General features: G+C 64.1%; 22 protein-coding genes, 1 tRNA gene and 1 pseudogene. 10 read left to right on the top strand and 14 right to left on the bottom strand.

The annotated features are described in order from the left end of the window. Positions 1-51: 51 nt before the first annotated feature. From O4220_RS25420 to O4220_RS25405, 4 genes are read left to right on the top strand one after another with little or no spacing between them, the layout of a single operon-like run. Positions 52-1,392 carry a branched-chain amino acid ABC transporter permease gene (locus tag O4220_RS25420; RefSeq protein WP_269608325.1) on the top strand — a complete coding sequence of 447 codons (1,341 nt, stop codon included), beginning with the start codon at positions 52-54 and terminating at the stop codon, positions 1,390-1,392. Positions 1,393-1,399: 7 nt separating this feature from the next. Further along, positions 1,400-2,389, top strand: coding sequence for a branched-chain amino acid ABC transporter permease (locus tag O4220_RS25415; protein ID WP_032404006.1), 990 nt, complete (start codon positions 1,400-1,402; stop codon positions 2,387-2,389). Next, positions 2,382-3,476, top strand: coding sequence for an ABC transporter ATP-binding protein (locus O4220_RS25410; protein ID WP_242459193.1), 1,095 nt, complete (start codon positions 2,382-2,384; stop codon positions 3,474-3,476). Before O4220_RS25415 ends, O4220_RS25410 begins: the two co-directional genes overlap by 8 nt. Then, positions 3,476-4,279 carry an ABC transporter ATP-binding protein gene (locus O4220_RS25405; RefSeq protein WP_032378975.1) on the top strand — a complete coding sequence of 268 codons (804 nt, stop codon included), beginning with the start codon at positions 3,476-3,478 and terminating at the stop codon, positions 4,277-4,279. Before O4220_RS25410 ends, O4220_RS25405 begins: the two co-directional genes overlap by 1 nt. Positions 4,280-4,421: 142 nt before the next feature. On the opposite strand, the gene O4220_RS25400 is transcribed toward O4220_RS25405, so the two are convergent. Further along, entirely contained in the window at positions 4,422-5,756 is a 1,335-nt protein-coding gene (locus O4220_RS25400; RefSeq protein ID WP_269608324.1) for an ABC transporter substrate-binding protein, read from the bottom strand. 173 nt (positions 5,757-5,929) lie between these two features. Continuing rightward, positions 5,930-6,562: an ANTAR domain-containing response regulator gene (locus O4220_RS25395; protein WP_032378977.1), complete on the bottom strand. Its 633-nt coding sequence runs from the start codon at positions 6,560-6,562 to the stop codon at positions 5,930-5,932. A 120-nt stretch (positions 6,563-6,682) separates the two neighbouring features. On the opposite strand from O4220_RS25395, the gene O4220_RS25390 reads away from it, so the two are divergent. The 3 genes from O4220_RS25390 (at position 6,683) to O4220_RS25380 (ending at position 7,745) form a co-directional block, all read left to right on the top strand. Beyond that, a tRNA-Leu gene (locus O4220_RS25390) sits at positions 6,683-6,759 on the top strand. Between the two features lie 74 nt (positions 6,760-6,833). Continuing rightward, positions 6,834-7,010, top strand: coding sequence for a hypothetical protein (locus O4220_RS25385; protein WP_269608322.1), 177 nt, complete (start codon positions 6,834-6,836; stop codon positions 7,008-7,010). A 3-nt stretch (positions 7,011-7,013) separates the two neighbouring features. Then, positions 7,014-7,745, top strand: a complete 732-nt coding sequence (locus tag O4220_RS25380; protein ID WP_269608321.1) for an AAA family ATPase — start codon at positions 7,014-7,016, stop codon at positions 7,743-7,745. Positions 7,746-7,761: 16 nt separating this feature from the next. Here O4220_RS25380 and O4220_RS25375 read toward each other — a convergent pair whose 3' ends face one another. Next, positions 7,762-8,736, bottom strand: coding sequence for an AraC family transcriptional regulator (locus O4220_RS25375; RefSeq protein WP_269608319.1), 975 nt, complete (start codon positions 8,734-8,736; stop codon positions 7,762-7,764). A 123-nt stretch (positions 8,737-8,859) separates the two neighbouring features. Here O4220_RS25375 and O4220_RS25370 point away from each other — a divergent pair, with 123 nt between their 5' ends. Next, entirely contained in the window at positions 8,860-9,741 is an 882-nt protein-coding gene (locus tag O4220_RS25370) for an NAD(P)H-binding protein (protein ID WP_269608318.1), read from the top strand. Continuing rightward, entirely contained in the window at positions 9,738-10,229 is a 492-nt protein-coding gene (locus O4220_RS25365; protein ID WP_269608317.1) for a DUF1772 domain-containing protein, read from the top strand. Before O4220_RS25370 ends, O4220_RS25365 begins: the two co-directional genes overlap by 4 nt. Here the strand turns inward: O4220_RS25365 and O4220_RS25360 are convergent. Further along, a complete protein-coding gene (locus O4220_RS25360; protein WP_269608316.1) occupies positions 10,205-10,408 on the bottom strand; it encodes a hypothetical protein in 204 nt (67 codons plus the stop codon). The two genes, O4220_RS25365 and O4220_RS25360, sit on opposite strands and share 25 nt — an antisense overlap. A gap of 56 nt (positions 10,409-10,464) precedes the next feature. Here O4220_RS25360 and O4220_RS25355 point away from each other — a divergent pair, with 56 nt between their 5' ends. Further along, positions 10,465-10,989, top strand: a complete 525-nt coding sequence (locus tag O4220_RS25355; RefSeq protein ID WP_269608315.1) for a DNA-deoxyinosine glycosylase — start codon at positions 10,465-10,467, stop codon at positions 10,987-10,989. Here O4220_RS25355 and O4220_RS25350 read toward each other — a convergent pair. The 10 genes and pseudogenes from O4220_RS25350 to trpC form a co-directional block, all read right to left on the bottom strand. Then, positions 10,955-11,881, bottom strand: coding sequence for an acyl-CoA thioesterase (locus O4220_RS25350; protein ID WP_269608314.1), 927 nt, complete (start codon positions 11,879-11,881; stop codon positions 10,955-10,957). The genes O4220_RS25355 and O4220_RS25350 overlap by 35 nt on opposite strands. Continuing rightward, a complete protein-coding gene (gene pyk / locus O4220_RS25345; protein WP_222095777.1) occupies positions 11,882-13,300 on the bottom strand; it encodes a pyruvate kinase in 1,419 nt (472 codons plus the stop codon). It abuts the gene before it with no gap. Between the two features lie 122 nt (positions 13,301-13,422). Next, positions 13,423-14,928: a glutamate synthase subunit beta gene (locus O4220_RS25340; RefSeq protein ID WP_269608313.1), complete on the bottom strand. Its 1,506-nt coding sequence runs from the start codon at positions 14,926-14,928 to the stop codon at positions 13,423-13,425. Continuing rightward, positions 14,921-19,504, bottom strand: coding sequence for a glutamate synthase large subunit (gene gltB / locus O4220_RS25335; RefSeq protein ID WP_269608363.1), 4,584 nt, complete (start codon positions 19,502-19,504; stop codon positions 14,921-14,923). Before gltB ends, O4220_RS25340 begins: the two co-directional genes overlap by 8 nt. Before the next feature lie 266 nt (positions 19,505-19,770). Continuing rightward, positions 19,771-20,346 (bottom strand): annotated as a pseudogene (locus O4220_RS27970) (TM2 domain-containing protein); the annotation flags it as partial. 41 nt (positions 20,347-20,387) lie between these two features. Further along, positions 20,388-21,230 carry an NINE protein gene (locus tag O4220_RS25325; protein ID WP_269608312.1) on the bottom strand — a complete coding sequence of 281 codons (843 nt, stop codon included), beginning with the start codon at positions 21,228-21,230 and terminating at the stop codon, positions 20,388-20,390. Continuing rightward, positions 21,223-22,230: a prolipoprotein diacylglyceryl transferase gene (gene lgt / locus O4220_RS25320; RefSeq protein ID WP_269608310.1), complete on the bottom strand. Its 1,008-nt coding sequence runs from the start codon at positions 22,228-22,230 to the stop codon at positions 21,223-21,225. Before lgt ends, O4220_RS25325 begins: the two co-directional genes overlap by 8 nt. Continuing rightward, the gene (gene trpA / locus O4220_RS25315; RefSeq protein ID WP_269608309.1) at positions 22,227-23,030 is read right to left on the bottom strand and encodes a tryptophan synthase subunit alpha; all 804 of its coding nucleotides are present in this window, start codon (positions 23,028-23,030) and stop codon (positions 22,227-22,229) included. Before trpA ends, lgt begins: the two co-directional genes overlap by 4 nt. After that, positions 23,027-24,364 (bottom strand): tryptophan synthase subunit beta, encoded by a 1,338-nt coding sequence (gene trpB, locus O4220_RS25310; RefSeq protein WP_420030466.1) that lies wholly within the window; start codon positions 24,362-24,364, stop codon positions 23,027-23,029. The genes trpA and trpB overlap by 4 nt, the downstream gene beginning before the upstream one ends. A 69-nt stretch (positions 24,365-24,433) precedes the next feature. After that, positions 24,434-24,977, bottom strand: a 544-nt coding sequence (trpC, locus tag O4220_RS25305) for an indole-3-glycerol phosphate synthase TrpC (RefSeq protein WP_269608308.1), incomplete at its 5' end; no start/stop codon positions are given.

Here is a 24,977-nt window from a genome sequence, read left to right as displayed (position 1 = left end):
ACGTGCGTGGCTCCAAATGTTCGATGGACCAGAAAGGTGCAACCGCCGAGGTTGCGCGCAAGATCTGCCGTTCGGCTCCTTCAGCGAACTCTCCTACTCGCCGTTCTGAGTTCGATCGCCGCACTGCTGTTCAGTGCGCCGGCATTGGCTCAGGAACCTACGCCCACTCCCCCGGCTGCGCCGGGGACCAGTGCCGAGCAGGCACCGCCCGCAGACGCCGTCAGCGTCGCGGGATCTCTGAACAACGGTGGCGAGCGACTCGTCGGCGTCGATGTCGCAGCACTCGACGCGACCGGCACCGAAGTCGCTCGAACCACCAGTGAAACCGGCGGCCGCTGGACTCTCGAATTGTCCCCCGGGACATACACATTCCAGGTAGTGCAGGAAACGCTTCCCGACGGGGTGAGCGTCCAGGCAGAAGTCCAGCGTGACGTTCAGGCCGGGCGTTCCAACACCGTCATCTTCTCGTTCGGTGAAGCCAGAACTGCCACCAGCATTCCGTTCTACGAGAAGTTCGTTCGCACCACGGTCGACGGTTTCCGATTCGGCCTGGTCATCGCACTGGCTGCGGTCGGGCTGAGCCTGATCTTCGGCACCACCGGCCTCACCAACTTCGCGCACGGCGAACTCGTCACCCTCGGGGCCGTCGCGGCATGGTTCTTCAACGTGAGCCTCGGAATACAACTGATCCCGGCCACGGTGCTGGCGATCATCGTCGGAGTCGCGATCGGATGGCTCAACAATGCTTTGATCTGGCGACCACTACGCAAGCGTCGAACCGGCCTGATCGCACAGCTCGTGGTGACGATCGGACTTGCGATCGCATTGCGCTACCTCATCCTGATCTTCTTCTCGGATCGCTCCGAGCCCTTCGACGACTACCAGGCCCAGACCGAGAACAACTGGGGCCCGCTGTCGATCACCAACGTCAACCTGGCGTGCATCGTCATCAGCGTCGTCGTTCTGGTCGGCGTTGCACTGATGCTGCAGCGCACCAAGATCGGAAAGGCCATGCGAGCGGTGGCCGACAACCGTGACCTCGCTGCATCCTCTGGCATCAACGTCGAGCGCGTGGTCACGTTCGTCTGGTGCCTCGGTGGCGGCCTGGCCGCACTCGGTGGCGTGCTGTTCGGGCTCTCCGAACTCGGCGGACGCGTCCAGTGGGAGATGGGATTCAAGCTCCTGCTGCTGATGTTCGCCGGAATCACGCTCGGTGGACTGGGGACGGCCTACGGCGCATTCCTCGGTTGCGTCATCGTGGGTCTGCTCGTGCAGTGGTCGACACTGGTCATCAATCCCGATCTCAAATACATCGGAGGGTTGCTCGTCTTGATTCTCATCCTCGTCGTCCGCCCACAGGGCATCCTCGGCTCGCGACAAAGGATCGGGTGACCACCACATGGATATCATCGGCGCACTTCAGATTTCACTCGCTCAGCTGGTCGGACCGTCGGCCATCTTCTACGCTCTGCTCGCTATCGGCCTGAACCTGCACTTCGGCTACGCCGGGCTGCTCAACTTCGGCCAGATCGGCTTCGCGCTTCTCGGCGGCTACGGCGTCGGCATCACCACGATCACCTACGAGCAGCCACTGTGGCTCGGCATTCTGGTCGGTCTCGCCGCGGCAGGGTTGCTGGCTCTGGTTCTCGGTATACCGACTCTGCGACTGCGAGCCGACTATCTCGCGATCGTCACCATCGCGGCCTCGGAAATCCTGCGATTGGTGTTCCGTTCGACCGCAACGGATTCGGTGACCAAGTCCACCAACGGCATCACCGGTTTCGCGGGCCCGTTCACCAGCATGAGTCCGTTCGAGGGCGGCAAGTCGTACAGCTTCCTCGGCGTGCGCTTTCTGGGCAACGACCTGTGGGCCATGCTCGTCGGCTGGACACTGGTGCTGCTGCTGTGCGGAGTGATCTACCTCCTGACGCACAGCCCATGGGGACGCGTCCTCAAGGCCGTCCGTGAGGACGAGGACGCGGCCCGCTCACTGGGCAAGAACGTCTTCGTCTACAAGATGCAGGCACTGGTTCTCGGTGGCGTCATCGGCGGTATGGGCGGTGTGTTCAACGCACTGCAGACCCAGTCCATCAACCCCGATTTCTACTCGACCGCGCAGACGTTCTTCGCCTTCGGCGCACTGATTCTCGGTGGGGCGGCAACAGTGTTCGGCCCGGTACTGGGCGCGATGCTCTTCTGGTTCCTGCTGTCCATTCCCGATGCGATTCTGCGGCAGTTGATCTCCGGCGACGACCCGGTGCTCAACCTCACCGGTGCCCAGGTCGGCGCCACGCGATTCGTGCTCCTGGGAATCCTGATCGCCGTGTTGATGGTGTTCAGACCTCAGGGCATTCTCGGCAACAAGCGAGAGGTTCAACTCAATGCCTGACCTGAGCAAGGATGCTGCTGCAACGGCGGCACCGAGCAAGAAAGCCAGCACACTCGAATCACGCGCTGCCCAGGCGTTGTCGAGCGATCAACGCGCCGCCCTGTTCGCCGGTGTGCCCAACGAACCCGGCGCACCGAAACCGGACGCCACCATGGTGGTCGACGGGGTATCCCGCACCTTCGGCGGCCTCAAAGCCGTCGACGTGGCGCACCTCGAAATCCAGCGGGGCTGCATCACCGGCCTGATCGGTCCGAACGGTGCGGGCAAGACCACGCTGTTCAACCTGCTCACCGGATTCGATCGCCCCGACACCGGGACATGGTCGATGGATGGCCAGGAGCTGGGTCGGATGCATCCACACCAGGTGGCCCGCAAGGGTGTGGTGCGCACGTTCCAGCTGACCAAAGCGCTGTCGAAACTGACTGTGCTGGACAATGTTCGGTTGGGTGCAACAGGTCAGCGCGGCGAGCGCATGATCAACACGTTCATGCCGTGGACGTGGAAGGCTCAGGAGCGTCAGATCACCGAACGCGCCTACGAACTGCTGGGGCGCTTCAAGCTCGACGCCAAGGCCGACGATCTGGCCGGCTCACTATCGGGCGGTCAGCGCAAACTGCTGGAGATGGCACGTGCGCTGATGACCGATCCGTCGGTGGTCATGCTCGACGAGCCGATGGCCGGGGTCAATCCCGCTCTGACGCAGTCACTTCTGGGGCACATCAAGTCTCTGCGTGACGACGGTATGACCGTGGTGTTCGTCGAACACGATATGGACGTCATCCGCGACATCAGCGACTGGGTGGTGGTGATGGCTCAGGGCAGCATCATCGCCGAGTCCACGCCGGAGGAACTCTCCAACAACGGTGCTGTGGTCGACGCGTACCTCGGCAGCCACCACGATCAGGCTCTCGAGTTCGACGCCGACGGTAATCCGGTCGGGGCGACCGCCGAACTGGCGGAGGCACTGAAACAGGCCGAGAAGGAAGAACTCGAAGCGGGAGGCGATCTTTCGGAACCGGAGTTCGTCAGCCCAGTGACGCCCGACGTCGCCGAGGGCGGCTCGCACCGGGCCAAGGAGGACAACTGATGAGCGAACAGACATTGACGCCGGCGGAATTCGCCGCCACACCCGAGGAGCACGCTCGCCTGGCCGAAGGTGCACTGTTGCGCGCCGACGGACTGGTGGCCGGTTACATCCCCGGAGTCAACATCCTCAGCGAATGCAACTTCTTCCTCAACGACGGCGAGATCGTCGGCATCATCGGGCCCAACGGTGCCGGTAAGTCGACCTTGCTCAAAACGCTCTTCGGGCTCGTCGCCGTCCGCGAAGGCAGCGTGAAGCTACGCGGTGACAACATCACCTCTGCCGAGGCGCACGTGCTGGTCACCAAGGGTGTCGGGTACGTGCCGCAGACCCAGAACGTGTTTCCGTCGCTGACCATCGAGGAGAACCTCGAAATGGGAATCTATTTGCGTCCCAAGAAGTTCGGTGAGCGTTTCGAGTTCGTCAGCGAGTTGTTCCCCCTGCTCGGAGAGCGCAAGAAGGTCAAGGCAGGCGCACTGTCCGGTGGCGAACGTCAGATGGTCGCCATGGGCCGCGCATTGATGATGGAGCCGTCGGTACTGCTGCTCGACGAACCGTCGGCCGGGCTGTCACCGATGTTCCAGGACGAAGTGTTCATCCGCTGCAAGAAGATCAATGCGGCGGGCGTCTCGATCATCATGGTCGAGCAGAACGCCCGTCGCTGCCTCCAGATCTGCGACCGTGGCTACGTTCTCGATCAGGGCCGCAACGCGTACACCGATACCGGGCCTGCGTTGATGAACGACCCGAAGGTGATCGAGCTGTACCTCGGCACGCTGGCCGGCAGCAAAGAGAAGAAGACCTAGAACTTCTTCGACGACGAAGCCCCGGTTCGACTCGATGTCGAACCGGGGCTTCGTCTGTGCGCCCGCATCGACTGGTACACACAACACTGGGCCCGAGTCCTGATCGAGGACTCGGGCCCAGTGCGTGTGTGGCAGTTACAGATCACTCACCGACGACGATGTATCCGTCCGTCGTCAGCGTGTTGTCCGGCCCGAAGACCAGGTTGCCGTACGAACCCGTGGCGGGCTCACCTGCGTCACTGAAATTCAGCGCGCCGGTGATTCCGTCGTAGTCGATATCGGTTCCGGCCTTGACGAGCGGAAGGCACTCGGCATAGCTGGTGCACTTGGTGCCGTCCTTGGTGACGCTGTTGATGTTGGCAGCGATATCGGTGCCTGCCGTCGACTTCGCCTGCTCGGCAGCGAGCGCCGAGATGACGACTGCGTCGTAGGACTCACCGGCGTAGTTGAAGTCCACCAGTGCCGGGTTCACTGCCTTGAGGCGATCCTGGAAGGCCGTTCCGACATCCGTCAGCGGAGTGGTGCCGCGCATGGTGTCCAACAGGCCTGCTGCCACCGACTCGCCCAGAGCGTTACCCATGTTGCCGTCGACGCCGTAGACCAATGTGCCGTCGGACGGTCCGATGCCGATCTCGTGCATGCGCGTGATGATCTTCGCGGACTCCTCGAAGCCGATGATGGCGACGGCATCCGGGTTGAAGTTCTTCACGCCGTCGACCTCGGCGTTGAACGACTGTGCGTTCGGGTCGTAGATGGTCGTCTGAATCTGGTCTGCCGCGATGCCTGCCTCTTCGAGGTTGTCCGCGGTGTTCTTGGCCAGGCCCGTGCCGTACGGATCGTTGAGCGCGAGGATGGCCACACGCTGTGCGCCGTCATTGGCAATCAACTGCGATAGCGCCTGTGCCTGCAGTACGTCGGTGGGGGCGGTACGGAAGTACTGTCCCTTGTCCGGGTAGCAGACGAACTGGTCCGAGGTGTTGGCGGGCGAGAACTCCACCACGCCTGCACTGGCGATCTTGTCGATCACCTTGAGGGAGACCGAGGACGATGCTGCACCGACGATGACGTTCGCGCCGCCGGCGAGCAGGCGGTCGACCGTGGTGTTGGCGGTATCGGTCGTCGTATCGCCGGAATCACCGGGGATGAGGGTGACGGGCTGATCGAGGACGCCACCGGCACCGTTGACGTCGTTGACGGCCAACTGGACACCGGCAACCTCGGGCGGGCCGAGGAAGGCCAGGGTTCCGGTCTCGGGGAGAAGGGTTCCCACCACCAGAGGCGACGTGTCGGGGGTTGCCCCGGCAGTGGCCTGCTCGGGCGTGCAGTCGGTGGAGACGGTCGTTTCCGCGGCTGCAGTGCCGCCGCTGGCACTGGTGGTATCGGTCGAGCCGGAGTCGTCGCTCGACGAACAGCCGAACAGTGCGAGCGAGGTGACGCTCAGCACCGCAGCCGTGCGGACATAGGTCCGAATTGCCATCTAGGTTCTCCTTGAAATTGCTCGTCGTTGAAGCGCACCTGAGTTACATGTGGCTCACGTGTGGATCAGACGCTAATGCTCGGAGTCGATTCGCAAGGCCTAGAACGACGCTCGTGACCTGACTGTGACCTAGAGAGACGAAGTTTTACGTGGCCGTAGCTTTCGCGAGCCGATCATCCCTCTGCCGCAGGCTTGTTCGCAGGAGTACCGAGTGTCTCGATCACAACCTCGGCGACAGCCTTCATCGTCGTTCTGCGATCCATCGCTGCGCGTTGAATCCACTTGAACGCCTGCGGTTCTGTGAGCGATTGCGACTCCATCAGAATGCCCTTGGCCTTCTCGATCAACTTCCGCGTTTCCAGTCGATCCTGCAGATCGGCTATCTCGGATTCGAGTGCAGAGATCTCACTGAACCGACTGGCCGCCAACTCCACCGCGGGCATCAGATCTGCCTTGGTGAACGGCTTGACCAGATACGCCATCGCTCCGGCGTCGCGCGCCTTCTCGACCAACTCACGTTGGCTGAACGCGGTGAGAATGACGACGGGTGCGATGCGTTTCTCGGCGATCTCCGACGCCGCATCTATCCCGTCTCGACGCGGCATCTTGACGTCCATGATGACCAGATCGGGACGCAGTTCGACGGCCAAGTCCACCGCCTGCTGACCGTCCGCGGCCTCCCCGACCACGTCGTAGCCCTCTTCGCGGAGCATCTCCACGAGGTCCAATCGAATCAGGGATTCGTCCTCTGCCACCACCACACGAAGCGGGGGCTTGCCAGTACCGTGCGCACCAGGAGCGTTCATCTGTATCGGTCTCCTTTGACAGTCATCGCCCATCAGGGCCGTCGAGCATCTGAAGGGTACCGGTGCGCGCCCCCGAAAGCGCATCTTCTAAACTCGTCAATCGTTGCTTGAAAGACGCCAGCCCTCGTATCCCAATTGGCAGAGGAAACGGATTCAAAACCCGTCCAGTGTGAGTTCGAGTCTCACCGAGGGCACCACAGCAGCGAAGCGCGTTCTTCACACGATCGCGCGGTCGGTAAAGGCCGCCCATGATCGCGCCTACAGTGGAGTCATGTACATACCCAGCAGTCTTCGATGCCATGACACCAGCGCGGGCAAATTGTGCGCGCAGAAGGTCGACCACCGTTTCGGAGATTCCGAGGACCAGTCCGCTCAGTGGGTCTACTACACCTGCAGCGCGGACTCCGCTCACGAGACCGGTTACGTCGACCGCCTGGTCACAGCCTGAATCATGTTCGTAGAGCGCGCCTACGTCGATGCCGACGACGTCGGATCGAATTGGCCCTTCACTGTGCCTGCAGTCGCCGACCTCGCTCGCGACGGACTCGAATTCCTGGCACCGGTCACAATTCTGGTCGGCGACAACGGTTCCGGTAAATCCACCCTCGTCGAGGCGATCGCCGAGGGATTCGGAATCGACGCTCGCGGCGGTCGGGCGGCGCAGCAATCGCGTCGACTCGACGAGGTGACCAGCGCCCTCGGCGAGGTACTCGAGTTGGAAACCACGCCGCGGGGTTCCCGAATGCTGCGTGGCCCACGACTGCAGAAGCGCGGCTTCTTTCTCCGTGCCGAGACCGCATTCGACATGGCCGAAAATCTCGCCGGTGTGCCGGGTTACTGGGACGAGAACACGGCCGAGATGAGTCACGGAGAAGGCTTTCTCGCCATGTTCGGTGCAATGTTGACCGAACCCGGCTTCTATGTCCTGGACGAGCCCGAATCGGCGCTGTCGTTCACTGCAAGCCTGCAGCTCGTTGCGCTGATGTCCGAATTGGGCGACGAGGGGGCACAGATCGTCTGTGCCACGCACTCTCCGATCCTGGCGTCGACACCGGGCGCGGACATCGTGGAAGTCGGTGAACACGGTCTGCGCCGAAGCACCTGGGGTGAACTCGAACTCGTGCAGCACTGGCGTCGCTACCTCGACGATCCGAACAGCTACCTCCGCCATCTGCTCGGTTGACCTGCAGCCCCGTCCCTCAACCTGCCGTCAGCGAGACCTCTTGACGACGACGCACGCTCCCCGGTGACACGCCCGTCGCGCGTTTGAATGCCTTGCCGAATGCCGCCTCCGAGAGATAGCCACTGCGCCGGGCCAATTCGGTTACCGAGACATCGCCCGAGCGAAGACTGTCGTGGGCGATCTGCATCCGCCACATCGAGAGATAGCGCATCACCGATTCACCGACCAACTCGGTGAATCGGGCAGAGAACGCCGAACGAGACATCTTCACCTCGGCAGCCAGTGCGGCAACCGTCCACTGTGCGTCGGGGTTTCGATGGATGAGGGCGAGCGCCGCGCCTATCCGAGAATCCGCGAGTGCGCCGAGCCATCCGGACCGTGCCCGTTCGTCGTCCGCCATCCACAACCGCAGAGCCTGGATCACCAGCACGTCGGACAGCCTGGTGATGACCGCTTCTCCCCCAGGCTCCAGCGAGGTCGCCTCGTCGGCGACCATGGCCAAGAGCGATTGCATCCGCGACTGCCGCGGGCCCGAATCCGCATCGATGACGACGAGTGCAGGCAACACACCGATGAGTTGCTGCGCCGCCGGATGATCCAGTCGCACTGCGCCGCACATGAGGGTCGCGCTCGCTTCCCCGCTGCCGCTTCGGATGACCGCGTATCGATCGCTGACGTAGTCGTGCGGAAGGTCGTAGACAACAGGCGCACTCACTGCTGCATCGTCATCGCTGGCGAGCACGTGCCCGCGGCCGTGCGGAACCAGAGCGAAGTCACCGGGAAGGAGGTCGCGAGTGGGCACGCCCGGCACCGACAACCGACATCGCCCGCTGACGACGGTGTGGAACCAGAGCGCGTCCTCCATGGACGGCAACTCCAAACCCCACGACCCGGACAACTCTGATCTGCAGTAGAAGGATCCTGTCATTCGCAGAAAGTGCAGCGCCTCCCCGAGTGGATCGGGCGACTTCCACGGGTCGAGTCCACGCATTGACCGATCGTCTCACAGCCTGGACGATCAGACATCTTTTCGAGCCGATAAGTCATTGTCCATCCAGCTCTGGACGTCCAGAGTGGATGCAGTGACAACGAATCCAACGGAAGGAACACCACGATGATCACGATTCTGGGAGCGACCGGTCAGGTCGGATATCGCGTCGCCGAGAGACTTCTGAAGGAGGGCGAGCAAGTGCGCGCAATCGGCCGAAACACCGATCGTCTCGACGCGCTGGCGGCTGGTGGCGCGCACGCAATCCAGGCGGACCTGACGCCCGCGCTGGCCGCATCCTTCACGGGGAGCGAGGCCGTGTTCGTGATGCTGCCGAGCAATCCCTACGCCGAGGACTTCGCCGCCGAGCAGGCAATGTGGGGTGCCTCGATCGTCGAGGCCCTCCGCGTGTCCGAGGTGGAGAGGATCGTGGCGCTGAGCAGCCTCGGTGCCGATCGACTCGACGCACCCGGCGTCATCGGCTGCCTCGCAGAACAGGAAGAACGCCTCCGGACATCGACCGATCGGAGCCTGCACCTGCTGCGTCCGGTGTCGTTCTTCGAGAACTTGCTTCCGGCGGCGCAACAGCTGACCGACAGTGGTACACACGTGGACTCGGTGGACCCGCACCTTCCGATTCCAATGATTGCCACCTCGGACATCGCCGACGCCGCCGTACGGGCACTGACCGATTCGCCGTGGGACGGTGTACGCACCCAGGTTCTGCTGGGCGAGCGAGACCTCAGCTACGCCGAGGCCACGGCAATTCTGGGTGACCGACTGGCGATCACAGAGGCGCGTTACGAGCGCCTGCCGTACGAGGCCATGGCAGACGTGCTCGTCTCGATTGGATTCTCGCGATCGTATGCACAGTTGTACGCCGACATGACCCGAGCATTCAACACCGAAGAACTGACCCGAGACGTGCGCCGGTCACCCGACAACAGCACCGAGATTTCGTTCGAAGAATTCGCGGACTCGATTCCGGCACCGGCAGCCGTGTCATGATCGACCGAATAGCCTCCGCATCAACACTTGTCGGCGCAATCGGATCAGCATTGATGGCGGGAGTGCTGCTGGCGTTCTCGATCAGCGTGCTGCCCGGACTGAAGACCCTTCCGGTTCCGGTCGCGATCTCCTCGATGCAGAGTGCCAATACGGCGATCCTCAATCCGCTGTTTCTCACCCTGTTCATGGGCACGGCGCTGTCCTGCGTGATCGCAGCCGTGTCGACTCCGTTCACCGACCGCGGTCACTCCGCACTGATCATCGCCGGGGCAGTGCTGTACGTGATCGGGTGCTTCGCGGTCACGGTCACGCTGAACGTGCCACTCAACGACGCGTTGGCTGCAGCCGACTCGACCACCGCGGCAGGAGCGGCGACGTGGGAAGAGTTCACGACGAAGTGGGTGCTGTGGAACAACATTCGCACCGCGGCCGCGACCGCGGCCTGCGCTGTCCTGATTCTGGGTCAGGGCAGATCGGCACTGGGCTGATCGGACGTCGAATCCTGGTGTCGCTTGCGAATTTCTTCCTCGAACCGCGCGATGAGGTGGTCGGTGTCAGCGGTCGAGACGTCGCGCGCGCCCTCGTCCATCGCCGCGTCACGCCCCCGGCGCAGTGCGGCGAGTTCGGCTTCGAGTTCGTGGTTGTCGAGTACACGTGGATCCAACATCTCTCCATTGTGGTCCCACCTCCGGCACCCCCGCGGGGATTTGCTTCAATCGCGCAATGAACGTTGTGCACAGTTTCGAGCCGATCGTCGGCCCGGGCGCAACCACCCTGGTTCTGGGTTCCATGCCCGGCGTTGCGTCGCTGACGGCGCAGCAGTACTACGCCCATCCGCGAAATGCGTTCTGGCCGATCATGGGAACGTTGTTCGGTGCCGGACCCGAACTCCCGTACGACGCACGCACGGAGCGTCTCCGAGGCCACGGGATCGCCGTCTGGGACGTACTGAAGCTGTGCACGCGCGCGGGCAGTCTCGATTCGGCAATTATCGAATCCTCGATCGTGGCAAACGATTTCGAGGCACTGTTCGCCGAGTCCCCCGGCATCGTCAGGGTGTTCTTCAACGGAGCCAAAGCAGCCGAAAGCTACCGACGTCACGTGGCTACCGGACTGACGCTCCCCCGCGTCGAATTCACCCGATTGCCCTCGACCAGCCCAGCGCACGCCTCACTGGATCTTGCAGCCAAGACTCGGGCCTGGGCAAGCGCGTTCAGTCGCGGACCCGCTTCGGAAAGTGTCGAATGAGGCCCTCCTGTACGACGGTGGCCAGCAACTGGCCGTCCATCGAGAAGAAACGACCGGTGGCCAGGCCGCGGGAGCCGGCGGCGACGGGTGATTCGGTGGCGTAGAGGGCCCATTCGTCGAACCTGAAGGGTCGGTGGAACCAGATGGAGTGGTTCACCGTGGCTGCGACGATCCGATCGAGTCCCCACGACAGGCCGTGCGTGGTGATGATCGAATCGAGCACGGTGGTGTCCGATGCGTAGCCCATGGTCGCGGCGTGAAAGATCGAGGCGTCGGGCAGATCACCGTCGGCCTTCATCCAGACTCGATTGTGATTGAGCTTCTCACCGGTGCCGTGCATGATCCAGGCCGGATCGTTCGCGTAGCGCATGTCGATCGGCTTGAGGGCATCGACGAACATCTGCAGGCGATCCTCGTACCCGACAAAATGATCGCCCAGGGGTGGCAACGCGTCGGGGTACGGAACCTCGGGCACCTCGACGCTGTGCTCCAGGCCTTTTCCGAAATCTTGGAACGCTGCCAGCATGACGAACAGCTCGTTGCCGTCCTGGACGGCGGTCACCTGCCGATTGGCGAACGCGCGGCCGTCGCGCTGACGCGAGACCCGGTATTCGATGGGCTTCTTGACGTCACCACCGCGGATGAAGTGGGCGTTGATCGCGTGCACGTCCCGCGACGTGCCCGACACGGTGCGGCCCGCCGCGATCAGACCCTGAGCGACCAGTTGTCCCCCGAACGTTCGGCTCCCCACCTGCTCGGGGTGACGACCGACGAACACGTCCTCCTCGATCTCCTCCAGTGCGAGGAGATCGAGGAGCGTCTCGAGATCGGTCTTCACCGCTGTACTGCTCGGCGCGCTCTCGCTGACGCCGGTTCCCCCCGCTTCGACCACTTACCGGTCCTCTTCTCCGATTCGGTGCACATGGATCAAGTTGGTCGAGCCTACTGTGCCGGGAGGGGCACCAGCCACGATCACAACCTGATCGCCCTTGTTGTACCGACCGAGTTCGAGCAATGCCTTGTCGACCTCTTTGACCATCGCGTCCGTCGACCCCACGTCGGGGACCAGGAACGTCTCGGTTCCCCAGCTGAGCGAGAGCTGGCTGCGCACCTCGGAAATAGAGGTGAACGCGAGCAGAGGAAGCTTGGTGTGCAGACGGGCCAACCGTCGAACGGTGTCACCCGACTGCGTGAAGGCGACGAGAGCCTTGGCGTCCAGCCGCTCGCCGATGTCGCGGGCGGCGTAGGAGATCACGCCGCGCTTGGTGCGCGGAACGTGCGTCAGCGGCGGAACGCTGTCGCCCTCGGTCTCGACGGTCTCGACGATGCGGGCCATCGTCCGCACCGTCTCCATGACGTACTTGCCGACCGAGGTCTCACCGGACAGCATCACCGCGTCGGTGCCGTCGAGCACCGCATTGGCAACGTCGGAGGCCTCGGCGCGCGTCGGACGGGAGTTCTCGATCATCGATTCGAGCATCTGGGTCGCGACGATGACGGGCTTGGCGTTGGCGCGAGCGATCTGAATGGCGCGCTTCTGCACCAGCGGGACCTGCTCGAGCGGCAACTCGACGCCGAGGTCACCGCGGGCGACCATGATCGCGTCGAACGCGAGCACGATGGCTTCGAGGTTGTCGACAGCTTCGGGCTTCTCCAGCTTGGCGATGACGGGAACTCGGCGACCGACACGATCCATCACGGCGTGCACGAGTTCGACGTCCGCGGGCGAGCGGACGAACGAGAGCGCGATGAAGTCGCAGCCCAGAGCGAGTGCGAACTCGAGGTCCGCGATGTCCTTCTCGCTCATGGCCGGAACGGACACGTCCATGCCGGGCAGAGACACGCCCTTGTTGTTGCTGACCGGTCCGCCTTCGGTGACACGGCACAACACATCGTTGCCTTCGACGCCGGTGACCACGAGGCCGACCTTGCCGTCGTCGACGAGGAGGCGGTCGCCTTCCTTCGCGTCCTGAGCCAGTTCCTTGTAGGTGGTCGACACCCGGTCGTGAGTGCCTTCGCACTCTTCGACGGTGATACGGATCAGCTCACCGGCCGCCCACGTGGTCGAGCCCTCGGCGAAACGGCCGAGACGAATCTTCGGTCCCTGCAGATCGGCCAGAATACCCACGGCTTTGCCGGTGGCGTCCGACGCTGCGCGGACCCTCTCGTAGTTGGCCTGATGATCGGGGTGATCACCATGGCTGAAGTTCAGTCGTGCGACATCCATTCCACTCTCTACGAGTTCACGGATTCGCTCTGTGGTTGCGGTTGCGGGTCCAAGGGTGCAGACAATCTTCGTACGTCGGCTCACGAAAGCGAGCCTAGCCGCTGGACGCCCCGTTCTCTATCGCAGACGTTCCCAGCTGGATACTACCGATCGGTAGCCTCGCTACCTCGCTGCTGGGAGGGTCTGCATCGGTTCAGAGACCAGCGTCACACCACCGCCAGGGGCAGCGCCGTGGGGTGTACGGGCGATGGTAATTCCGAGTGTCCGGTGAGGAAAGCGTCGACTCCGTGAGCCGCCGATCGTCCCTCTGCGATCGCCCACACGACCAACGACGCACCTCGATGAGCATCCCCACAGACGAACACCCCCGGCGCAGTGGTCTGCCAGTCCGGACCGCACGAGAGTGCACCCCGCTTGGTCAGCGTGAGGCCGTACTCGTCGAGCAGCGGGCCATGCTCGACACCCTCGAAACCGATGGCGAACAGCGCCAGGTCACAGGGCAGTTCCACCTCTTCACCGATCGGTGTGACGATGCGTCGACCGTCCGCGTCGCGCTGCACTTCCACCTCGGCCAGCACCATGGCACGCACGTGTCCGCGCTCGTCACCGAGGAAGCGCTGCACGGCCACCTGATGGCGCACGACGCCACCCTCGGCGTGCGCAGGCGAGGTGCGCAGCACCAACGGCCACGACGGCCACGGCGAGAGACCGTCGTCGCGGGCCCCGGGCAGAGCAGGGTTGTAGTCGAGCTGGGTGACCGACGCGGCACCTTGGCGGTGCGCCGTACCCAGGCAGTCGGCCCCGGTGTCGCCGCCGCCGATGATCACCACATGCTTGTCCGCGGCCGAGATCGACGTGGGACCGTCGCCCTCACACTCCTTGTTCGACGGCACCAGGTGTTCCATCGCCAGGTGGATACCGTCGAGTTCGCGACCGATCACCTCGGTGTTGTCGCGGGCCCGCAGAGCGCCGACCGCCAGGACGACGGCATCGAAGGACTCGCGGAGCTGCTCGACCGTGAAGTCGATGCCCACCTCGCAGTCGGTCACGAAATGCGTTCCCTCGGCCCGCATCTGCATCAGGCGCTGATCCAGCACCGACTTCTCGAGCTTGAATTCGGGAATGCCGTACCGGAGCAGCCCGCCGAGGCGGTCATCCCGCTCGTACACCGTGACGTCGTGTCCGGCGCGTGTGAGCTGTTGTGCCGCAGCCAATCCCGCAGGACCGGATCCCACGACGGCGACTCGCTTGCCGGTGGTGATCGTCGGCGGCTGCGGAACGATGCTGCCCCCTTCCCAGGCCAGATCCGCGATGGTCTGCTCGACCCGCTTGATCGTGACGCTACCGCCGGTGGCCGCCTCTGAAATCGAAAGCACACAGGCTGATTCACACGGTGCCGGGCACACCCGACCGGTGAATTCCGGGAAGTTGTTGGTCGCGTGCAGTCGGTCACTCGCCGCATCCCAGCGGTCACGACGAACCAGATCGTTCCACTCGGGAATCAGATTGCCCAACGGACAGCCTGCAGTTCCGGAGTGGCAGAACGGAATTCCGCAGTCCATGCAGCGACGTGCCTGATCGGAGACCTCCGCGGCCCGTTCGCTCGTCGGCTGGTGCGAATACACTTCGTTCCAGTCCTTGACGCGCTCGCCGATCGGACGCTTGACTGCCTCGCGCTTGACGACTTTCAGAAATCCCTGTGGATCAGCCACGTGCAGCCTCCATGATCGCAGCATCGACGTCGCGCCCTTCGGCACGCGCCATTCGAGTCGCTTCCAGCACCCGCTGGTAGTCGACGGGCATGACTTTGGTGAACAGCGCAGACCGGCGTGGCCAGTCGGCCAACAACGAGGTCGCGACGGTGGACCCGGTCCAGCGCCGGTGATTCTCGACGGTCTCGCGCAGCCACACCAGATCGTCCGGGTTGGGGACCTGCAGTTCGACCATCGCCATGTTCACGTCGGCCGGATCGAGACCGAGGACGAACGCGATACCGCCGGACATTCCCGCGGCCATGTTGCGACCGGTAGGGCCCAGCACCACGACCCGGCCACCGGTCATGTACTCGAACGCGTGGTCACCCACGCCCTCGTTCACCGCTACCGCTCCCGAGTTCCTGACCGCGAAACGCTCCCCTGCCTTGCCCCGCAGGTACACCTCACCCGAGGTTGCGCCGTACAGAATGGTGTTGCCGGCAATCACGTTGTCCTCGGCGACGAAGGGCGCATCGTCGGCGGGGCGCACGACGATGCGACCTCCCGACAGTCCCTTGCCGACATAGTCGTTCGCGTCACCGACCAGATCGATCGTGATACCCGGCGGCAGGAAGGCACCGAGCGACTGCCCTGCCGATCCGGTGAACGCAATGCGAATGGTGTCGTCCGAGAGTCCACCCGCGCCGTAGCGCCGGGTGACCTCGGAACCCAGAAGCGTTCCGACGGTCCGGTTGACGTTGCGTACCGGCAGCTCCAGCTTCACCGGATGGGCGTCCTCGAGCGCTCCCTCGGCCAACTGGATCAGCGTGCGATCCAGCGCGAGATCGAGTCCGTGGTCTTGCCCGCGAAGGCGTCGACGCTGCGTCATCGGGGCACCGTGACGGTCGACGGGCATCGCGAAGATCGGAGCCAGATCCAGGCCCTTGCTCTTCCAGTGTGCGACGCCTGCCGCTGTCTCGAGTACGTCGGCGTGGCCTACTGCTTCGTCGATACTACGGAAACCGAGCTGCGCGAGGTACTTTCGCACGTCCTCGGCGATGAACTTGAAGAAGTCCTCGAGAAACTCGGGCTTACCGGTGAACCTCTTGCGCAGTTCCGGGTTCTGGGTCGCGACCCCGACCGGGCACGTATCGAGGTGGCAGACACGCATCATGATGCATCCCGCCACGATCAGCGGAGCCGTCGAGAATCCAAATTCCTCCGCACCGAGAAGTGCCGCGACGATGACGTCGCGACCGGTGCGCATTCCACCGTCGCACTGCACCGTGATGCGGTCACGCAGTCCGTTGAGCACCAGCGTCTGCTGAGCGTCGGCCAGGCCTATCTCCCACGGAGCGCCGGCATGCTTGAGCGAGGTCAACGGTGCCGCCCCGGTTCCGCCGTCGTATCCCGAGATGAGGACGACGTCGGCGTGCGCCTTACTGACGCCGGTCGCCACCGTGCCGACGCCGACGGAACTGACGAGTTTGACGTGCACGCGCGCATTCTCGTTGGCGTTCTTGAGGTCGTGGATCAGCTGCGCGAGATCCTCGATCGAATAGATGTCGTGGTGCGGAGGCGGCGAGATCAAGCCGACGCCCGGCGTCGAATGTCGCGTCTTCGCCACCCACGGATACACCTTGTACCCGGGCAACTGACCGCCCTCGCCGGGCTTTGCTCCCTGCGCCATCTTGATCTGGATATCGGTGGCATTGACCAGGTAGTCGCTGGTCACCCCGAAGCGGCCACTGGCCACCTGCTTGACGGCACTGCGACGGGTCGGGTCGTAGAGGCGGTCGACATCCTCGCCGCCTTCACCCGAGTTGGACCGGCCGCCGAGGTTGTTCATCGCCACGGCCATCGTCTCGTGTGCTTCGGCGGAAATGGACCCGTAGCTCATCGCTCCGGTGTTGAACCGCGTCACGATCGACTCGACCGACTCCACCTCGTCGAGCGGAACAGGGGGCCGCACGCCATCTTTGAACTCGAACAGACCACGCAGGGCACCGCCTTCACGAGCAAGCCGGTCCACCTCGTCGGTGTACTTCTGGAACACGTCGTAGCGACCTGTACGGGTGGCGTGCTGCAACAGGAACACCGTTTCGGGCGTGAACAGATGCAGCTCGCCTTCCCTCCGGAACTGGTATTCGCCCCCGATCTCCAACCGGCGATGGACACGGTCGGTGGGGTTCTCGGGGTACGCCCGACGGTGGCGCAGCTTGACCTCCTCGGCGAGCACGTCCAGGCCGACGCCGCCGAGCTTGCTGACCGTGCCCTTGAAGTACTCGCGCACCACCTCGCGATCGAGGCCGACAGCCTCGAAAACCTGTGCGCCGGTGTAGGATCCGACGGTCGAGATGCCCATCTTGGACATCACCTTGAGCACACCCTTGCCGAGACCGTACAGATAGTTGCGTACCGCTATCGTCGGTTCGACGCCGGTCAGCTCACCCTCGCCGACGAGATCCTCGATCGATTCCATCGCCAGATACGGGTTGACCGCGGCGGCACCGAATCCGATCAGCAACGCCAGATGATGGACCTCGCGTGCATCGCCGGATTCGACGACGAGGGCGATTTTGGTGCGCTCCTTGGTCCGGACCAGGTGATGGTGCACGGCCGAGGTGGCCAGCAAGGACGGAATCGGTGCCCGGGTGTGGTCCGAATCGCGATCGGAGATGATCAGGGTGGTGTACCCGGCAGCGATGGCTTCCGAGGCCCGGGCCCGCAAATCCTCGATGGCCTCGGCGAGACCTTCGCCGCCACGCTCGACCTCGTACAGGCCACGCAACACTGTCGCCGACAATCCGGGATGGTCGCCGTCGTCGTTGATGTGGATGATCTTGTTCAACTCGTCGTTGTCGAGCACCGGCCACGGCAACACGATCTGCCTGCACGACGCCGCAGTGGGCTCGAGCAGGTTCTGCTCGGGACCCATCACCCGCGCGAGGGAGGTCACGATCTCCTCCCGAATCGAATCCAGCGGCGGGTTGGTGACCTGAGCGAACAGTTCGATGAAGTAGTCGTAGAGCTGACGCGAGCGCTGCGACATGACTGCCGCAGGGGTGTCGGTGCCCATGGACCCCAGCGGCTCTCCCCCGGACGCGGCCATCGGCGTCAGTACGACGCGCAGGTCTTCCTCGGTGTAACCGAACGCGACCTGTCTGCGCACCACGGAGTCGTGGTTGTACTGAATGTGCGCACGCTCGGGCAGGCTCTTGATCTCGAGCAGTCCGGCGTGCAGCCACTCCTGATACGGATGTTCGGTGGCCAGCTGGAGCTTGATCTCGTCGTCGGGTACGAGTCGTCCGGCGACGGTGTCGATCAGGAACATCTTGCCCGGTTCGAGTCTGCCCTTGGCGACGACCTCGGATTGCGGCACATCGAGCACGCCGGCCTCGCTGGCAAGGATCACCCGGCCGTCGGCCGTCTGCCACCAGCGACCGGGGCGAAGCCCATTGCGATCGAGCACGGCCCCGACGTAGCTGCCGTCGGTGAACGTCACACAGGCCGGGCCGTCCCAGGCCTCCATCATCGACGCGTGGAACTGATAGAACGCCCGCACTCGCGGATCCATCGTGCGGTGGTTCTCCCACGGCTCGGGCACCATCATCATCACCACATGCGGAACACTGCGTCCGCCGAGGTGCAGCAGTTCGAGCACCTCGTCCAAGGACACCGAGTCCGACGCATCGGGATTGCAGATAGGGAACAACCGCTCGAGGTCACCGGGGATCACGTCGCTGGAGAGCAGTGCTTCCCGAGCCCGCATTCGGTTTCGGTTGCCCTTGACGGTGTTGATCTCGCCGTTGTGGGCCACGTAGCGATGCGGGTGCGCCAGTGGCCAGGACGGAAACGTGTTGGTCGAGAATCGACTGTGAACGATGGCAATAGCGCTCGTGCACAACGGGTTCCGCAACTCCGGGAAGTAGAGCGGCAACTGCATCGTGGTGAGCATGCCCTTGTAGACGATGGTGCGCGAGGACAGCGACGGAAAGAACAGTCCCGAACCCTCGGCCTCGATCTCGGGGGTGACCCGTTCGGAACGCTTGCGCAGTGCGTACACCAGCCGATCGAGTGCGAGGCCCGCCGGGCGCGCGCCGTCGACCTCGGGGGCGGTGACGAAGAGGTAGCTCATGTACGGCATGCAGCCCAGAGCGGTGACTCCCACGTCGGCTCGATCGGGATCGACCTCGACCGGGACCCAGCCCAGGATGTCCAGACCTTCTTCGGTCGCAACGGATTCGACACGCTCGACGGCGAGCGCACGTTCCCGGATGCCCTGCGGGAGAAAACACACGCCGGCCGCAAAAGTATTGTCACCGTCGGCTCCGGCCGCGGGCAGATCGAACGGCGCAAGGGAGACGAGCAGTTCGACGGGGAGCTGGATCAGAATGCCCGCGCCGTCGCCGCTGTTGGGTTCGGCCCCGGCAGCGCCGCGATGTTCCAGATTCTCCAGAGCCAGAACGCCGTCGGCCACGATGGAATGGGAGCGTCGGCCCGCGATGTCGGCGATCATCGCCACGCCGCAGGAATCCTTCTCCAAGCTCGGGTCGTACAGACCCTGCTCCGCAGGCATCCGAGAAAACAGCACCACGATCACCTCCACGTAGGCCGGTGGGTGCGTGAGGGCGGTGCAGTGTCTCGAACGCTGCGCCGTGAGTCTCGGCAACCCCGCCGGCTGGTCGGCTCGGCTCGACCTGAGCGGTCGGACCAGCCGAAATCAAAACGCCTGTCGGGAATTCACCGGGACAGCCCTGGCCCGCGAAAGAATCCGAGATCGCTCCCGGATGGCGAAATCGTAGCAGCTGGAATTCGCAACGATGCAATCGCGAATTCCGGTGGCCGCCGACGAGGTAGTCAGTCGCGCAGCGGTCGACCGTGCTCGTCGCGCACGCTGCCGGTGAGCATCATGATCCCGTCGATCAACGGCCAGATGCCACCGATACCGCAGGTGAGCCACGTGACGGCGATCTGGGCCACTGCAATGCCCGGCTGGTTGAGATAGAAGCGCCCAGCTCCGAATGCGCCCAGCAGGATGTTGAGCAGGCCTGCCGTCAGCTTCTGCTTGTCGGAGAAGGGTTCCCCGGTGACCGGGTGACGGCCGTAGGGAGCCATCGGGTCCATGAAGCCGGGACCACCCGCGTACTGCGGCCCACCGTACTGACCACCCGCGTACGGCGGGGGCGGCGGCGCGAAGTACTGACCCGAACCATCGGCCGGCGGTGGATAACCGACACCGGGCGGGGGTCCGAACTGCTGACCCTGATCAGCGCCGCCCGGGGTGCCGTAGTTCGGGGTCGTGTAATTGGGGTCGGGTGCGCCGTAGACGGGACCCGAGCCTGCAGGGGTGCCTTTCTCGAACGAGATCGTCGGCTCCGTCGAACCGGATCCGTCTCCCGGCGATCCGTCGGACGACGATGTACCTGAGTCACTCACTTCGGGCTCCCTTGTGCGGATGCGGTGCGAACAAGGGCTCAGTCTCTCAGTTTTCGCCCCTGAGCGTCCGTTACATTGCCCACCAAAATGAGCACGCCGTCGACGACGTGCCAGACGAAGAGCCCGAACAGCAGAATCAGTCCGAGGCCGAACACTGCGGTGAGCAGAACACCGAAGAAGAACAGGAGCAGCTGGGCGACACCGATTCCGGTACTGCCGACATAGAAGCGACCGACACCCAACCAACCGAGAAATATCTGCAGCAGGCCGCCGACGATCTTGGACTTGTCCGACAACGGCTCGCCGGTGACCGGATCACGACCGTACGGAGCGTCTGGGCCGACGCCGTACGGGTGTCCGCCCCGATAGCCCATGGGCGCACCGAAACCCTGTGGCTGGCCGTAACCCTGTTGCGGGTAACCCTGTTGCGGGTAACCCTGCTGCGGGTAACCCTGCTGCTGGCCGTACCCCTGCTGCTGGCCGTACCCCTGCTGCGGGTAGCCCTGCGACTGGCCGTACCCCTGCTGCGGGAAGTTCTGCTGCGGGAAGTTCTGGGGTGGGTAGTTCTGAGCCGGCGGGAATCCTCCGACCGGATTGTCGATGCTGCCGTCCGGACTCGGGGCCGGGTAGCTCGGTGTGCTGGACCAACCTGGGCCGTTTCCGACACCCGAGTACGTATCCCAGCCCGGCCCCGTGGGCCCGGTGGGACCGTGCGACGGTGCGGATTCCGAGGTTGCCGGCGGCTCCGAGAGCGACGCCTCGGCGGTGGCACCGTAGTCGAACGGAGTGCCGAACGGCGTGGTCGGCTTGACGTCACCGTCACTGGAATCGCCGGTGCCGGAACCGGATTCGGGACCGTGGGTCTTGTCGAAATCAACCACGTGTACTGCCTTCTTCCTCGGCTTTCTTGTCGGACGTCTGCACGTCCTGAGCATCGGCTGTTCGGTCGTTCACGTCGGTCTCGTCCACGTCGCCGGAGGCATCGCCGTCTGAGTCGGCGCTACTACCGTCCACGTCGTCGTTCGATTTCAGAGTCGCGGGGTCTTCGCGACCCTTTGTCGCGATCACGAAGTATGCGACCGCCAGGACGAAGATGATGGCGGATGTGAAGGTGTTGACGCGAAGTCCCGCGATCTTCGTCGCGAAATCGTCACGCATGAGTTCCACCCAGAAACGTCCGGCGCAGTATCCGGCGACGTACAACGCGAACAATCGTCCGTGGCCGATCGTGTACTTGCGGTCGATCAGCACCAGCAGGGCGACGATCGCGAGGCTCCACAGCAGCTCGTAGAGGAACGTCGGGTGGACGACCTTCTCCACGAATCCCGTCGACACGCCGTTCAGGGGATCCAGTCGGCCGTTCGAGTCGACTCGTTCGTAGATTTCCAGACCCCACGGCTGCGTGGTTGCGCGACCGTACAGTTCCTGGTTGAAGTAGTTGCCGATGCGCCCGATCGCCTGGGCTAGCAGAATCGGGGGCCCCACAGCGTCACCGAATGCGGGCAAGGGGATCCCTCGGCGACGGCAGGCGATCCAGGCACCGACTCCGCCGAGGAACACTGCTCCCCAAATACCCAGGCCGCCGTTCCAGACGTACAGCGCTTCGACCGGATTTCCGCCGGGACCGAAGTACGTCTTCCAGTCTGTTGCAACGTGGTAGAGACGGCCGCCGAGCAAGCCGAAAGGAACAGCCCAGACCGCGACGTCGAGGACGGTGCCCTTCGTTCCCCCTCGAGCGACCCAACGGCGATCGCCCCACACCACCGACACGACGATGCCGATGATGATGAACAGCGCGTAGGCCCGCAGAGCGAGCGGTCCGACGTGCCACACCCCCTGCGCGGGGCTGGGAATGTAGGCCAGAATCTCGGTCGAGGTCACGACGCTACGTTAGCGGAGCGGACACCCTCGGCGAGTTCCGTCGTCAGGTCACGCACCGCGTCGAGTCCGTTGTCCACGGCACTGACCAACGCCGATCCGACGATGACTGCATCGGCGTAGCGGGCGATCTCGGCGGCCTGAGCACCCGAGCGAACACCGAGGCCGACGCCGATGGGGATGTCGGAGTGCTTACGGATGCGGGCCGACAATTCGGGTGCCATCGAGGACACCGCATCGCGGGCACCGGTCACGCCCATCGTCGAAGCGGCGTAGACGAAACCGCTGCTGGCTTCGACGGTGCTGACGAGCCGTTCCTCGGTGGACGACGGAGCGACGAGGAAGATGCGGTCGAGTCCGTACCTGTCGGAGACCTCGATCCATTCCTGCGCCTCATCCGGAATGAGATCGGGGGTGATGATTCCGAGCCCGCCCGCACCGGCGAGATCGCGGGCGAAGTTCTCGATGCCGTATTTGAGGACCAGATTCCAGTAGGTCATGACGACTGCTTTTCCGCCCGCGGCAGAGACCTGCTCGGTCACTGCGAACACGTCCTTGACCCGAGCACCGGCTCGCAGCGCGACGTCGGCTGCGGCCTGAATCGTGGGGCCGTCCATCACCGGATCGGAATACGGAATACCGACCTCGACGATGTCGCATCCGGCGTCGACCATGGTCTTGAACACCTCGACCGAGCGCGGCACGGTCGGAAAACCTGCGGGGAGGTATCCGACGAGTGCTGCGCGCCCTTCGGCGCGGCACTTCGCGAAGGTCCCGGAGAGACGAGAGTCGTTGTTGCTCATGGCTTGATACCTACTTCTTCGTCCACGTTCGCGTCGCCGTCTCCGTCTATCAGCCCGAACCACTCGGCCGCGGTGTCGACGTCCTTGTCGCCACGCCCGGACAGGTTGACCAGAATGATCGCGCCTTCGCCCAACTCCTTGCCGAGGGTCAATGCGCCGGCGATGGCATGCGAGGACTCGATGGCCGGAATGATGCCCTCGGTACGGCACAGCAGCTTGAAGGCATTCATCGCTTCGGTATCGGTGATGCCTCGGTACTCCGCTCGCCCGATGTCGTGCAGGTACGAATGCTCGGGACCGACGCCCGGGTAGTCCAATCCCGCTGAGATCGAATGGGATTCGACGGTCTGGCCGTCTTCGTCCTGCAGCAGGTACGAGTACGCACCGTGCAGCGCTCCCGGAGTTCCACCGCTGATCGTCGCAGCGTGGCGGCCCGTCTCGACGCCGTCGCCGGCCGCCTCGAAACCGATCAGCCGAACGTCGGCGTCGTCGATGAAGGCGTGGAAGATTCCGATCGCATTGGACCCGCCACCGACGCAGGCGGCGATGGCGTCGGGCAGCCTCCCCGTGGAGGCGAGCACCTGCTGCCGTGCTTCGAGGCCGATGATGCGCTGGAAGTCGCGGACCATGACCGGGAACGGGTGCGGCCCGGCGACGGTACCAAAGCAGTAATACGTGTTGTCCGCGTTGGTGACCCAATCGCGTAGAGCCTCGTTGATGGCGTCCTTGAGGGTGCGCGATCCCGACTTCACGGCCACGACGCTCGATCCGAGCAGGCGCATCCGGGCGACGTTGAGTGCTTGCCGTTCGGTGTCGACCTCGCCCATGTACACAACGCATTCGAGCCCCATAAGGGCACAGGCCGTGGCGGTCGCGACGCCGTGTTGACCGGCACCGGTCTCTGCAATGACACGAGTCTTGCCCATTCGCTTCGCGAGCAGCACCTGTCCGAGAACGTTGTTGATCTTGTGAGAACCGGTGTGGTTCAGGTCTTCTCGCTTGAGCAGGATGCGAGCGCCACCGGCGTGCGCGGACAGCCGAGTCGCCTCGAAGACCGGCGAGGGTCGGCCGGTGTAGTCGCGCTGCAGTCGATCGAGTTCGCCGAGGAATTCGTTGTCGCTGCGCACCTTCTCGTACTCGGCGGTGACTTCCTCGATCACACCCATCAGTGCCTCGGGGACGAACCTGCCGCCGTAGACGCCGAAATGCCCGCCCACATCGGGCTCGTGCGCGCTGCGATCGGTGAGGCCGATGCTGCTCTGCGGCAGATCAGCGCCCTTGAAGCGGACTACCTGCGGGGCGTCCGCGATGCCTGGAGAATTGCTGGTGCTCACCGGTCCAGTGTGCCCCAACGGCGGACTGCCGCCGCGCTCGGGTCGGGTGCCCGAGTCAACTCTGCAGGGTCAGCGTGCAGGCTTGGGGCACGACGGATGCGTTCCCGCCGTCACCAGGTCCGAGACGGCCGTGCGCGGATCGCCTGCAGTGACCAAGCCCTCGCCGACGAGGACGGCGTCCGCGCCCGCTCCGGCGTAGGCGAGCAGATCGGCTGTTCCCCGCACTCCGGACTCTGCGACGCGAATGACCTCGCTCGGCAGACCGGGAGCGATACGTCCGAAACTGTCCCGATCGATCTCGAGCGTCTTGAGGTTGCGGGCGTTGATGCCGATGACGGTGGCACCGGCCTCGAGGGCACGATCTGCCTCGGCTTCGGTGTGCACCTCGACCAGTGCCGTCATGCCGAGCGACTCCGTACGGTCGAGCAGCGACGCCAGAGCATCCTGCTCGAGTGCCGCGACGATCAGCAGGATGACGTCGGCACCGTGGGCCCGAGCCTCGTGGATCTGATACGGACCGACGATGAAATCCTTGCGCAACACCGGAATCGAGACCGCGGCACGAACTGCGTCGAGGTCTGCGAGGGATCCGTGGAAGCGACGCTCTTCGGTG

It is taken from the genome of Rhodococcus ruber, assembly GCF_027270735.1.
In the GTDB taxonomy this organism is placed as follows: Bacteria; Actinomycetota; Actinomycetes; order Mycobacteriales; family Mycobacteriaceae; genus Rhodococcoides; species Rhodococcoides rubrum_A.
This window is presented reverse-complemented; position numbering and strand designations above follow the sequence as displayed.